Genomic DNA, 12,672 nt, shown 5'->3' on the forward strand with positions numbered 1-12,672 from the left:
GCTAGTGGGTGTCGGCGAGGTGCTGGGTGCCGATGCGCTTGCGGAACACCCAGTAGGTCCAGCCCTGGTAGAGCAGGACCACCGGAGTGGCGATCACCGCGAGCCAGGTCATGATCGTGAGCGTGTAGGGGCTCGACGAGGCGTTGGTGACGGTCAGGCTCCAGGCGTCGTCCAGGGTCGAGGGCATCACCCGCGGGAAGAGCGCCAGGAAGAGCATGGCGACGGCGGCGGCGATGGTGACACCGGACAGGGCGAAGGACCAGCCCTCGCGACCGGCCCGGATCGCGGCGATCGCCGCGAGGAGCGCCGCTCCGGCGACGGCGAGCGCCACCAGGCTGGCCCCGTCTCCCCGCAGTGCCTGGGTCCACAGCAGGAAGGCGACCGCCGGGACACCCGCCACCGCACCCAGCCTCAGCGACAGCGTCCTGGCCCGCACCCTGATCTCCCCCACGGTCTTGAGGGCTGCGAAGACGGCGCCGTGGAAGGTGAACAGGGTCAGTGTCACCAGACCGCCCAGCAGGGCGTAGGGGTTGAGCAGGTCGAGCAGGCCACCGACGTATTCCTTGTCCGCGTCGATGGCGACACCGCGGACGATGTTGGCGAAGGCCACGCCCCAGAGGAAGGCGGGCAGCAGCGAGGTCCAGAAGATCGCCTGCTCCCAGTTGGCCTGCCAGCGCTCCTCCTCACGCTTGTGCCGGTACTCGAAGGCCACCCCGCGCACGATCAGGCAGACGAGGATCAGCAGCAGCGGCAGGTAGAAGCCGGAGAAGAGGGTGGCGTACCAGTCGGGGAACGCGGCGAAGGTCGCCCCGCCCGCGGTGAGCAGCCACACTTCGTTGCCGTCCCAGACCGGACCGATCGTGTTGATGAGCACCCGCCGCTCCGCGCGGTCGCGGGCGAGCAGCTTGGTCAGGACACCGACGCCGAAGTCGAAACCCTCCAGGAAGAAGTAGCCGATCCAGAGGACCGCGATCAGGGCGAACCAGACGTTGTGGAGTTCCATGCGTCAACAGCTCCTCTGCGGTCTCAGTACGAGAAGGCCATCGGCCGGTCGGCGTCGTGGTCGTGTCCGCCGATCCGGGTGGGCGGGTCGAGGTCGGCCTCGGTCAGCTCCGGCGGGCCGGCCTTGACGTACTTGGCCAGGAGCTTGACCTCGATGACGGCGAGCACCGCGTAGAGCAGGGTGAACACCGTCATGGAGGTGATCACCTCGGCCTGCGAGACACCGGGGGAGACCGCGTCGCTGGTCCGGAGCACGCCGTAGACCACCCAGGGCTGGCGGCCCATCTCGGTGAAGATCCACCCCCAGGAGCTGGCGATCAGCGGGAAGCCGGTGGTCCACAGGGCGATGCGCCAGTACCACCCGGTGAGGCGGGGGCTGAGCTCCTTGGTCCTGAAGAGCACCAGGCGGGGCACCTCCTCCTCCCCGGTCCGCAGCACGGGCGGCAGCAGGAACCGCCTGCGGGTGAGCCAGAGGCCGAGCAGGCCGATCCCGAAGGACGTCATACCGAAGCCGATCATCCAGCGGAAGCCCCAGTAGGCGACGGGGATGTTCGGCCGGTAGTCCCCGGGGCCGAACTTCTCCTGCTCCGCCTTGTTGACGTCGTTGATCCCCGGCACATAGGAGTCGAAGTCGTCGTTGGCCAGGAAGGACAGCAGGCCGGGGATCTCGATGGCCACCTTGTTGTGCCCCGCGTCGACGTCGCCGTAGGCGAAGACCGAGAAGGGTGCGGGAGCCTCGCCGTCCCACAGCGCCTCGGCAGCGGCCATCTTCATCGGCTGCTGCTTGAACATCACCTTGCCGAGCAGGTCGCCGCTGACCGCGGTCAGCAGACCGGCCACGGTGAGGGTCACCAGGCCGACCCGGAGCGAACTCCTCATCACCGGGATGTGCTTCCTGCGGGCGAGGTGGAAGGCGGAGATCCCCACCATGAAGGCGCCGCCGACCAGGAAGGCCGCGGTGATGGTGTGGAAGAACTGGGTGACCGCGGTGTCCTGGGTCAGTACCAGCCAGAAGTCGGTGAGCTCGGCCCGGCCGCGTTCCTCGTCGATCCGGTAGCCGACCGGGTGCTGCATCCAGGAGTTGGCCGCCAGGATGAAGTAGGCGGAGAGGGTGGTCCCGAGGGCGACCATCCATATGCAGGCCAGGTGGATCTTCTGGGGCAGCTTGTCCCAGCCGAAGATCCACAGCCCGATGAAGGTCGACTCGAAGAAGAAGGCGATCAGGGCCTCGAAGGCGAGCGGGGCTCCGAAGATGTCTCCGACGAAGCGGGAGTAGTCGGACCAGTTCATCCCGAACTGGAACTCCTGCACGATGCCCGTGACCACGCCCATCGCGATGTTGATCAGGAACAGCTTGCCCCAGAACTTGGTCGCCCGGAGGTACTTCTCCTTGTGCGTCCGCACCCAGGCCGTCTGGAGTCCGGCCGTGAGCGCGGCGAGCGAGATGGTCAGGGGGACGAAGAGGAAGTGGTAGACGGTGGTGATGCCGAACTGCCAGCGCGCCAGTGTCTCGGGCGCGAGTGCGAGGTTCAGGTCCACGTCGGTTCTCCTTACGTCGCCGTGGTCACCGCGAACCGCCTGCCTGTCAGACCACCGCATCCGGGGAGAAACAGGCGAGCTTGTGAACGCGTTCACATTCACAAGCATTATGGCTCATTCACGATCCACGCCTTTCACCGGGGGGTCCGAAAACCGCCCCTCCCCCCGGGGCGCCACCGGAGTGTGGCCCCGGCCACACGGGCCGCGCCTCCCGGCCGTCCGGCCGGACCGGCGCCCGACCATCGGGAACACCCCCGTGAGCAGGGTGCTCACGGGGGTGTTCGGACCGATCGGGGATGCCCCGCGACCGCCCGGTGCCTCCGGGGCGGGACCGGAGCCGGATCGAGGCAGCCGCCGGGGCGGCGGCGCGTCACCCCGGCGCGAAGAGGCGCCGGAGCGCCGGGGCGGGCTCGCGCGGGCGGATCAGAGCGCCTTGCGGAAGGCCTCGGTCGTCTGGAGGAACAGGTCGTTGGCCTCGGTCTCGCCGATGGTCACCCGCACGCCCTCTCCCGGGAAGGGCCGCACCACGACACCGGCCTTCTCGCAGGCGGCCGCGAAGTCGACGGTCCGCTCGCCGAGCCGCAGCCAGACGAAGTTGGCCTGGGTCTCCGGCACGGTCCAGCCCTGGCCGAGGAGCCCCTCGTACACCCGGGTCCGCTCGGACACCAGGGAGCCGACACGCCCCAGCAGCTCGTCCTCGGCGCGCAGCGAGGCGACCGCCGCGTCCTGGGCCAGCTGCGAGACGCCGAAGGGCACGGCCGTCTTGCGCAGCGCCGCCGCGACCGGCTCGTGCGCGACGGCGAAGCCGACCCGCAGGCCCGCCAGCCCGTACGCCTTGGAGAAGGTCCGCAGCACGGCGACGTTGGGGCGCTCGCGGTAGACCTCCAGGCCGTCCGGCACCTCCGCGTCACGGATGAACTCACGGTAGGCCTCGTCCAGGACGACCAGCACATCCGAGGGCACCCGGTCCAGGAAGCGCTCCAGCTCGGCCCGGCGCACGACCGTGCCGGTCGGGTTGTTGGGGTTGCAGACGAAGATCAGCCGGGTGCGGTCGGTCACCGCCTCGGCCATCGCGTCGAGGTCGTGCACCTCCCCCGGGGTGAGCGGCACGGGAACGGCCGTGGCGCCGCTGATCCGGGTGATGATCGGGTACGCCTCGAAGGAACGCCAGCCGTAGATCACCTCGTCACCGGGGCCCGAGGTGGCCTGGAGCAGCGACTGGGCCACGCCGACCGAGCCGGTGCCCGTCGCAATATGGGAGACGGGGACGCCGAAGCGCTCCGCGAGCTCGTTCATCAGCCCGGTGCAGGCCATGTCCGGGTAGCGGTTGAAGCTCGCCGCCGCCGCCAGGGCGCTCTCCATCACCCCGGGCAGCGGAGGGTAGGGGTTCTCGTTGGAGGACAGCTTGAAGGCCACCGGCCCGCCGGCCGCCGCGGGCTTGCCCGGCTTGTACGTGGGGATGTCGTCCAGCGCCGCGCGCAGCTTGGGCGTCGTCTCGCTCACCGCAGGTCCTCCTCGACCGTCCTGCCGGCCGTTCCCCGCGCGCACGCCGGGCCGGCCACCGTGTATCTCTCACCAATACTGCTCACCTTATGAGGATTCGCGTCTCCTGCGAATGGCCGGAGCCGGAAATCCCTTCCGGGACCGCCGCCGGGCCCACCGGCCCCGCGGGCACCGCCGGACGGTCTCCCGACGGGTTCCGCGGGCACCGCCGGATCCGGCTCGGACCGGGCCGGGGGAGCGCACGAGCACCTCGCGCGCCGGTAGCTCACTCCGTGGCGCGCATCCCTCGTAGAGGTGAGTTGAGACCGGTTCGCAACCTGACCCGCCTGACAGGTGCACACCCCTCCCTACCCATGGCATCCAGCCCGAATCAGCCAACAGCCTTGGCTTCGAAGGTAGTTAACCTGCCGCGATCATGCAGAATCGTGACTGTCAACGCGCGCATATGCGACCGGCCAGACCAACCGCGCGAGCCCTACTATCGGCTCGCCATGACAGCAGCAGGGAAGCACCAGGTGAGCCGGACGGAAACATCCCGCCGGGGCGGCAGGCAGGGGCGGGCGGGCATCCGGGACGTCGCCGCCGCAGCCGGGGTCTCGATCACTACCGTCTCCGACGCGCTCAACGGGAAGGGCAGACTCCCCGACGCCACCCGTCGGCACGTCCGCGAGGTCGCCGACCGGCTGGGCTACCGCCCCTCCGCAGCGGCCCGCACGCTCCGCACCGGGAAGTCCGGCTTAATCGGCCTGACGGTGACCACCTACGGGGATGAACCTTTCACCTTCACCGAGTTCGCCTACTTCGCGGAGATGGCCAGGGCCGCCACCTCGGCCGCCCTGGCCCGCGGCTACGCCCTGGTGATCCTTCCGGCCACCTCCCGCCACGACGTCTGGTCCAACGTGGCACTCGACGGCACCGTGGTCATCGACCCCTCCGACCACGACCCCGTGGTCGCCGAGCTCGTCCGCCAGGGTCTCCCCGTCGTCTCCGACGGCCGCCCCGCGGGCACCCTGCCCGTCACGGCCTGGGTCGACAACGACCACGAGGCCGCCGTGCTGGGCCTGCTGGACCATCTCGCGGACGCCGGGGCCCGGCGCATCGGCCTGCTGACCGGCACCACCACGGACACCTACACCCGCCTGTCCACCACCGCGTACCTCAGCTGGTGCGAGCGTGTCGGCCAGGACCCGGTCTACGAGTCCTACCCGGCCCACGACCCCTGCGCCGGTGCGGTCGCCGCCGACCGGCTGCTCGCCCGGCCCGACCGGCCCGACGCGGTCTACGGACTCTTCGACCCCAACGGCACGGACCTCCTCGCCGCCGCCCGGCGCTACGGTCTGCGCGTCCCGGAGGACCTGCTGCTCGTCTGCTGCAGCGAGTCCACCGTGTACGCCAGCACGGAGCCGCCCATCACGACCCTCTCGCTCAAGCCCCGACGCATCGGGACCGCGGTCGTCCAGTTGCTGATCGACGCGATCGAGGGAATCGACGAGGACCGGCCGGTCGAACAGGTGATACCGACCGAACTGATCGTCAGGACGTCCTCGCAGCGCCGCTCCCCGCGCACCACCGTGAGCGCACCGCGGTCCCCCGCCCAGGACTAGAGCTTCTCAATTGGGACGAAACATCAGGTGAACCAGGAGAGCGGCGGGATTCGTCGCCCCTGGTGCGTCACACACCGCCTGGTGCGTTCCTATGATGGGCGAACGACACCGCGGACCACCCCGACCAGGTTGGGCCGAGTGGTGAACGGCGCGCGACGGTGGTGGAGGGGTCGATGACTCAGGGGGCCGGTCAGGGACCCGCGGTGCGGACGGCGACACTGCGTGACTTCCGGGTACCGCCGTACGCCCAGGTGCCCGTGCAGTCGCAGTCCGCCGCGCCCGGGCAGGACGCCCGGCCCGGAAGCCCCTTCCCGGAGGGCGAGGTGCCCGAGGGGTACACCCCCACCGAGCGCAACCTCCCGGTGATCGGCCGGGGAGGCCCGGGCGACACGCTGGAGGTGGCCGTCGCGCCCGAGGAGGCGCAGGCCGCCGGCCTCGGACCGCTCTACGTCGTCGGAGACGTCCACGGCTACCTCGAGGAACTCGTCGCCGCCCTCGCCGAGAAGGGGCTGATCGACACCGACCTCCACTGGGCCGCCGGCAACGCGCGGCTGTGGTTCCTCGGTGACTTCACCGACCGCGGCCCCGACGGCATCGGCGTGATCGACCTGGTCATGAGGCTGTCCGCCGAGGCGGCCGCCGCCGGAGGCTACTGCAAGGCCCTGATGGGCAACCACGAGCTGCTGCTGCTCGGCGCCAAGCGGTTCGGCGACACGCCCGTCAACTCCGGTGCCGGCACCGCCACCTTCCAGGCCGCCTGGCTGCTCAACGGGGGCCAGAAGCAGGACATGGACCGCCTGGAGGAGGTGCACCTCCAGTGGATGGCCCGGCTCGACGCCGTCGTCGAGGAGGACGGCCACCTGCTGCTGCACTCCGACACGACCGCGTACCTGGAGTACGGCTCCACCATCGCGGACGTCAACGACGCCGTGCACGAGGTCCTCACCCGCAACGACCCCGACCAGTGCTGGGACCTCTTCCGCAAGTTCACCAAGCGCTTCGCCTTCCGCGACGAGGCCGGCCCGATGGCCGTGCGCGAGCTGCTCGACGCCTACGGCGGGCAGCGCGTGGTCCACGGGCACAGCCCCATCCCCTACCTCCTGGGCGAGGTCGGCACCGAGGACGGCGGGGAGGGCGAGCGTCCACGGGTCGAGGGCCCCCACGTCTACGCCGACGACCTGGCCATCGCCATGGACGGCGGCGTGACCATGGCCGGAAAGCTGCTTGTCCAGCAGCTGCCGCTCGCTCGCTGACCGACCACCCGTCTCTCGGGCATCCGGCGAATTACGGAAACCCTCTGTCACCGTGTGCCGTGACCGCTCTACCATCGGCGTATCCGTAGCAGGCTCTCCTCCGTTTCCGCCCGACCGCCCGGCCACCACGTGCGATCCGGCCCTACGGAGCTTCGGGGGATGCACATGAGAAGCGCTCCGCACCTGCTGGCCGAGGACCGCACCGACTACGAGCGGATCCTCGACGCAGCACTGCGCACCGCACGCGAGGGACGGGATCCCGCCATCGCGGGCGCCGGACTGACGACCGAGCAGTTGCGCGCCACCGCACTGGACGCGACGGCCCTGATCACCGCCGCCGCTGCCGTCGAGTACGAGCACTACGTGCGGGTCCGTGCCGAGGTACGCGCCGCGGCGGCCGGCACGGTCCTCCCGTCCGGTGCGGGGGAGACCACCCGGACGGGAGCGGGACTGGCCGCGGTGGTCACCGTCCTGGCGCCGATGCTCGCGGGCACGGCCGCGGTGATCCTGCTGGCCGTCGGCTATCTGCTGAAGGTGCTCAGCCCGCCGCCGTCCCTGGCCGGCGCCCTGGTCTCCACCGGCTGGGCCTTCGCCGCCCTGACCGCCGCCGCGATCCTGGCCGCGGCGGTGGCCCTGCTGCTGACGGCCCTGCGCAACGACGCCAGCCATGTCGCCGACGGCAGACCCTTCGACGCGCTGCCGGACGAGGTGCGCAGCGCCAAGGACGCCTGGGGTGCGGCACTGCTGGAGCGGGGGATGCTGCCCTTCCTCAGGGCGGCCCTCGACGACACCGCCCCCCGGGCCCGGCTGGACCCGCCGCCGCGGGTGGGCCGCATACCCAAGGTCGGCTACAGCGGGCCGGACTTCACCAGCCCCTCGGAGGGCCGGACCGGCGGGCGGCGGCCGACGTTCTCCAGCCCCGACTTCTCCGGGCCCGAGTTCGGCGGCCCGGAACACCGCCCGGAATGACCGGCCCGTCCGCCGCCCCCGGGCGCCGGTGGGCGAGCCGGGGAGTGCGGCGAACGGGGACGGGGCGGCGCACTCGGGCCGCCGTGGAGATCAGGCGGCGGGCACGGCCTTGGGGTTGGCGCCGTACCGGTTCGCCTCCTCCTGGCCCTCGGAGGCCAGGAAGACGATCAGGATGATGCCGCCGACGAACGGGACGAAGCCCAGCAGGAGCCACCACGCGGGGCGGCCGGTGTCGTGCAGCCGCCGGAAGGCCACGGCGAGGGACGGCAGGAAGGTCGCGACGGAGTAGAGGAAGTACGGGACCATCGTGTCGATCGCCATGCCCGCGACGTACAGCACGAGCGTCGCGAGGGAGTTGAAGAGCGTGTACATCCAGAATTCCGTACGGCGCGCACGGCCGCTGAATCCCACGTAGTTCTTCAGTACTGCCAGGTACCAGTTCACTGCGGTCCCCTCCCCATGCCCATGTCAGGGCAGATCGAATTTCAGACAAGCGGCTGAAACTTATCCATGGGGTGGTCGCCGGGCAAGGCGCGGACCGGTCACGGCCGAAACGTCACCGACCTGCGTCCCAACCGTGTCCGAGCGCCGCCCGCCCCGCGGGCGGCGCCCCCCGGCCCGCGAGGCCCGCGGGGGACCCAGGACCTGGGGACAGCCCGCTCCCCTCGCACCTCCACGGGGGCAGCCGTGCGCCGGAGCGAAGGGCGAGCGGCCCCACCGCCCGGTCCGGTTCCGGCGGCCCCGTGCGCGGCGACGGCGGCGGACCCGCACGGGAGCCTGTCCGTCGCGGAACCCCCGCATACGACGATGTCCCCCGGCGCCTGCCGGGGGACATCGCGGCCTCGGGGCCTCAGTCGGCGATCGGCAGGTACAGCCGGTTGCCCTGGGCCGCGAACTCGGCCGACTTGGCCAGCATCCCCGCACGGGCCTCGTCGTCGCCGACCAGCGGATCGTCGCCGCCGAACTGCTCCGTGATGCTTCTGCTGATCTTCATCGAGCAGAACTTCGGACCGCACATGGAGCAGAAGTGCGCCGTCTTCGCCGGCTCCGCGGGCAGCGTCTCGTCGTGGTACTCGCGGGCCGTGTCCGGGTCGAGCGCCAGGTTGAACTGGTCCTCCCAGCGGAACTCGAACCGCGCGTCGGACAGCGCGTCGTCCCACTCCTGCGCACCGGGATGCCCCTTGGCCAGGTCCGCCGCATGCGCCGCGATCTTGTACGTGATGACGCCGGTCTTCACGTCGTCGCGGTCGGGCAGGCCGAGGTGCTCCTTGGGCGTGACGTAGCAGAGCATCGCCGTGCCCCACCAGGCGATCATCGCGGCGCCGATCCCCGAGGTGATGTGGTCGTAGGCCGGGGCGACGTCCGTGGTGAGCGGGCCGAGCGTGTAGAACGGCGCCTCCTCGCAGATCTCCTGCTGGAGGTCGATGTTCTCCTTGATCTTGTGCATCGGCACATGGCCGGGGCCCTCGATCATGGTCTGCACGTTGTGCCGCTTGGCGATCGTGTTCAGCTCCCCGAGCGTCCTCAACTCGGCGAACTGCGCCTCGTCGTTGGCGTCCGCGATCGAACCGGGGCGGAGGCCGTCGCCGAGGGAGTAGGTGACGTCGTAGGAGGCGAGGATCTCGCAGAGCTCCTCGAAGTTCTCGTACAGGAAGGACTCCCGGTGGTGCGCGAGGCACCACGCGGCCATGATCGAGCCGCCGCGCGAGACGATGCCCGTCTTGCGCCGGGCGGTGAGCGGCACATAGCGCAGCAGCACACCGGCGTGGACGGTCATGTAGTCCACGCCCTGCTCGGCCTGCTCGACGACCGTGTCCTTGTAGATCTCCCAGGTGAGCTCCTCGGCCTTGCCGTCCACCTTCTCCAGCGCCTGGTAGAGCGGCACCGTGCCGATCGGCACCGGGGAGTTGCGCAGCACCCACTCGCGGGTGGTGTGGATGTTGCGGCCGGTGGAGAGGTCCATGACCGTGTCGGCGCCCCAGCGCGTCGCCCAGGTCATCTTCTCCACCTCCTCCTCGATGGAGGAGGTGACGGCGGAGTTGCCGATGTTGGCGTTGACCTTCACCAGGAACCGCTTGCCGATGATCATCGGCTCGATCTCGGGGTGGTTGACGTTGGCGGGCAGCACGGCCCGCCCCGCCGCGATCTCCTCGCGCACGACCTCGGGGGAGACGTTCTCCCGGAGGGCCACGTACTCCATCTCCGGGGTGATCTCACCCCGCCGGGCGTAGGCGAGTTGGGTGACCGCCCGGCCCTCGCGACCGCGGCGCGGCTGGCGCGGGCGTCCCGGGAACACGGCGTCGAGGTTGCGCAGTCCCCCGCGCGGCGCGGTGTGCTTGACGCCGTCGTCCTCGGGGCGGACGGGCCGGCCGGCGTACTCCTCGGTGTCCCCGCGCGCGACGATCCAGTTCTCCCGGAGGGCCGGCAGCCCGCGGCGCACGTCGGTGTCGACCCCGGGGTCGGTGTACGGACCGGAGGTGTCGTACAGCGTCACGTCACGGCCGTTGGTGAGGTGCACCCTGCGCACCGGCACCCGGATGTCGGGGCGCGACCCCTCGACGTACCCCTTGTGCCAGCCGATGGACCTCCCGGCCTCGCCGCTCTGGTCGGAGGCAGGCGTGTGTGCGTCCGATGTGGTCATGTGACCTACTCCCTACGCCGGCATTACCCGGTAACAGGTTCGGCGGTCGGCGCAGCTGTCCCGTACGGATATACGGAGGTCAACGCCCTCTCAGCCCGGTGCTCCGAGCTCCCGCGTGTGCAAAAACGTGCCACCACGCTAGCGTCCCGCCGGGCGTGCTGAACAGTGGGCCCCTCGCGTTCTTGCGATGATCTGTCGGTGACCTCCTCGCAGCAGACTCCCGAACCGCACTCCCACGGCCACGGAGCCGCCCCCGGCGATGTCGCGGCCTCCGGGCATGTCCACTCCCACGCGCACGGCCCCGCCGAACCGGTGTCCCGGCACCTCCGCAGGGTCATCGCCGCGGTGCTCATCCCCTTCGCCACGGCCGTGCTGGTGGGCCTGGCCGTGCTCTGGCCCGGTGGGGCCCCCGGCCACGAGCGCACCGGGGTGGGCTTCGACCGCCAGACCGAGCAGGGCACCGTCGTCGCACTCGAGAGAGTGTCCTGCGAGGAGGTCAACGCGGCCCAGGTGCCGCCGACCGGCGACACCTCCACCCCGGAGGGACGGGAGGCGGTGAACCGCCGGCAGGGCGACTGCGCCCGGGCGACCGTGGAGGTGACCACCGGCCCGGAGAAGGGGCGGCGGTTCGTCGAGATCGTCCAGCCCGACGCCCCGCGGCAGCTGAGGGAGGGCCAGGGGGTCGTGGTGGCCTACGCCCCGGACGCCCCCAGGGACCTCCAGTACTCGGTCACCGATGTGAACCGCAAGGTGCCGATCGCCGTCCTGGCCGGCATCTTCGCCCTGGCGGTGGTGCTGGTCGGGCGGATGCGCGGCCTCATGGCGCTGATCGCCCTGGCCGTGTCCTTCGCCGTGCTGACGCTGTTCATCCTCCCGGCGATCCTGCAGGGGTCGAACCCGCTGGTCGTGGCCGTGGTGGGCTCCAGCGCGATCATGCTGATGGCGCTGTACCTGTGCCACGGCGTCACGGCCCGCACCTCGGTGGCGGTGCTCGGCACCCTGATCTCGCTGCTCCTCATCGGGCTGCTCGGCTCGCTGTTCATCGGCTGGGCCAGCCTCAGCGGCAACACCGACGACAACACCGGTCTGATCAAGGGCCTCTACCCGGAGCTGGACATGAGCGGCCTTCTGCTGGCCGGGGTCATCATCGGCTCGCTGGGCGTGCTCGACGACGTCACCGTGACGCAGACCTCCGCGGTCTGGGAACTGCACCACGCGGACCCGGGGATGGGGCCGCGCGCCCTGTACCGCGCGGCCATCCGGATCGGCCGCGACCACATCGCCTCCGTCGTCAACACCCTGGTGCTCGCCTACGCGGGCGCGGCACTGCCGCTGCTCCTGCTGTTCAGCATCGCCCAGTCCAGTGTGGGCACGGTCGCCAACAGCGAACTCGTGGCGCAGGAGATCGTGCGGACCCTGGTCGGCTCGATCGGGCTGGTCGCCTCCGTACCCGTCACCACGGCGCTCGCCGCCCTGGTGGTCTCCGCGGACCGGCCCGGCGCCGAGGGGAAGCCCGCCGCGGCGGGGGCAGGGCGGACCGGCGGTCGCGGACGGCGCAGGAAGCGGTAGCCGACCGGGCGGCGGCCGGCCGGTGACGGAGCATGCCGGCCGGGGGTGCCCGGGCCGGGCGCCTCCACCGCCCGGACCTCGGCCGGGGCTTCCGCCGGCCCGGTTCCCGGCCCTGCCGCCCTCAGCCCGCGTTCTCCTCGGCCAGGATGCGCCCCAGTGCCTCCTCCAGGCTCAGCTCGAAGTCACCGAGCGCGAGCTCCTGTCCGAGCGGAACCAGCTTGTCCGTGCGGTCCAGGAAGGCGACGAGCGGCGGGGCCCCCGCCCGGAAGAGAGCCGAGTCGTCCCCGACCCGCAGACGGATGTGCACGTCCGACAGGGGCTCGTGGCCGGTCGGCGCGATGTGCACATCGCCGTCCCCGCTGGGCGCGTTGATCCCGTCGAGCAGCAGCTCCCTCCCGAAGGCCCAGGTCACGGGAGCATCGCCGGGGAGGTGGAAGGTCATCCGCACCGCGTACGGATCGCCTGTCTCGTAGCGCAGCTCCACCGGGATCCGGAAGGAGAGCTCCTCGGAGACCAGGAAGCTCATCAGGACCTCGGCCTGAACCGACTCGCGCATCACATACCTCGCAGAGATGGAGCTGATTGAACCGTG

The 12,672-nt window shown here is 71.0% G+C and carries 10 protein-coding genes and 1 riboswitch; of the genes, 4 read left to right on the forward strand and 6 right to left on the reverse strand.

Annotated elements, in window-relative coordinates:
- Position 1: 1 nt before the first annotated feature.
- The 3 genes from cydB to hisC form a co-directional block, all read right to left on the reverse strand.
- Positions 2-1,003: a cytochrome d ubiquinol oxidase subunit II gene (gene cydB, locus ACGF15_RS13070; RefSeq protein ID WP_362608186.1), complete on the reverse strand. Its 1,002-nt coding sequence runs from the start codon at positions 1,001-1,003 to the stop codon at positions 2-4.
- A gap of 23 nt (positions 1,004-1,026) precedes the next feature.
- Positions 1,027-2,535 carry a cytochrome ubiquinol oxidase subunit I gene (locus tag ACGF15_RS13075; protein WP_392798841.1) on the reverse strand — a complete coding sequence of 503 codons (1,509 nt, stop codon included), beginning with the start codon at positions 2,533-2,535 and terminating at the stop codon, positions 1,027-1,029.
- 429 nt (positions 2,536-2,964) lie between these two features.
- Positions 2,965-4,044, reverse strand: coding sequence for a histidinol-phosphate transaminase (gene hisC / locus ACGF15_RS13080; protein WP_392798564.1), 1,080 nt, complete (start codon positions 4,042-4,044; stop codon positions 2,965-2,967).
- Positions 4,045-4,535: 491 nt separating this feature from the next.
- Between hisC and ACGF15_RS13085 the strand changes: the two genes are divergently transcribed.
- The 3 genes from ACGF15_RS13085 (at position 4,536) to ACGF15_RS13095 (ending at position 7,870) form a co-directional block, all read left to right on the forward strand.
- Positions 4,536-5,648 (forward strand): LacI family DNA-binding transcriptional regulator, encoded by a 1,113-nt coding sequence (locus tag ACGF15_RS13085; RefSeq protein WP_345612272.1) that lies wholly within the window; start codon positions 4,536-4,538, stop codon positions 5,646-5,648.
- A 158-nt stretch (positions 5,649-5,806) separates the two neighbouring features.
- Positions 5,807-6,901 (forward strand): metallophosphoesterase, encoded by a 1,095-nt coding sequence (locus tag ACGF15_RS13090; protein ID WP_376426331.1) that lies wholly within the window; start codon positions 5,807-5,809, stop codon positions 6,899-6,901.
- Between the two features lie 159 nt (positions 6,902-7,060).
- A complete protein-coding gene (locus tag ACGF15_RS13095; RefSeq protein WP_345612267.1) occupies positions 7,061-7,870 on the forward strand; it encodes a hypothetical protein in 810 nt (269 codons plus the stop codon).
- Positions 7,871-7,960: 90 nt separating this feature from the next.
- Here ACGF15_RS13095 and ACGF15_RS13100 read toward each other — a convergent pair whose 3' ends face one another.
- Together ACGF15_RS13100 and thiC are read right to left on the reverse strand one after the other, a co-directional pair.
- Complete coding sequence (locus tag ACGF15_RS13100) at positions 7,961-8,314, reverse strand: DUF805 domain-containing protein (RefSeq protein ID WP_392798569.1); 354 nt, start codon at positions 8,312-8,314, stop codon at positions 7,961-7,963.
- A gap of 406 nt (positions 8,315-8,720) precedes the next feature.
- The gene (thiC, locus tag ACGF15_RS13105) at positions 8,721-10,511 is read right to left on the reverse strand and encodes a phosphomethylpyrimidine synthase ThiC (RefSeq protein ID WP_392798572.1); all 1,791 of its coding nucleotides are present in this window, start codon (positions 10,509-10,511) and stop codon (positions 8,721-8,723) included.
- Positions 10,504-10,636, reverse strand: a riboswitch (TPP riboswitch). (Overlaps the previous gene by 8 nt.)
- 73 nt (positions 10,637-10,709) lie before the next feature.
- Here thiC and ACGF15_RS13110 point away from each other — a divergent pair.
- Positions 10,710-12,080 (forward strand): YibE/F family protein, encoded by a 1,371-nt coding sequence (locus ACGF15_RS13110; protein WP_376426327.1) that lies wholly within the window; start codon positions 10,710-10,712, stop codon positions 12,078-12,080.
- Positions 12,081-12,201: 121 nt separating this feature from the next.
- Here ACGF15_RS13110 and ACGF15_RS13115 read toward each other — a convergent pair whose 3' ends face one another.
- Positions 12,202-12,636, reverse strand: coding sequence for an SsgA family sporulation/cell division regulator (locus ACGF15_RS13115; protein ID WP_345612258.1), 435 nt, complete (start codon positions 12,634-12,636; stop codon positions 12,202-12,204).
- Positions 12,637-12,672: the final 36 nt, after the last annotated feature.

Source organism: Streptomyces sp. NPDC048001, assembly GCF_043203115.1.
Classification (GTDB): Bacteria; Actinomycetota; Actinomycetes; order Streptomycetales; family Streptomycetaceae; genus Streptomyces; species Streptomyces sanyensis.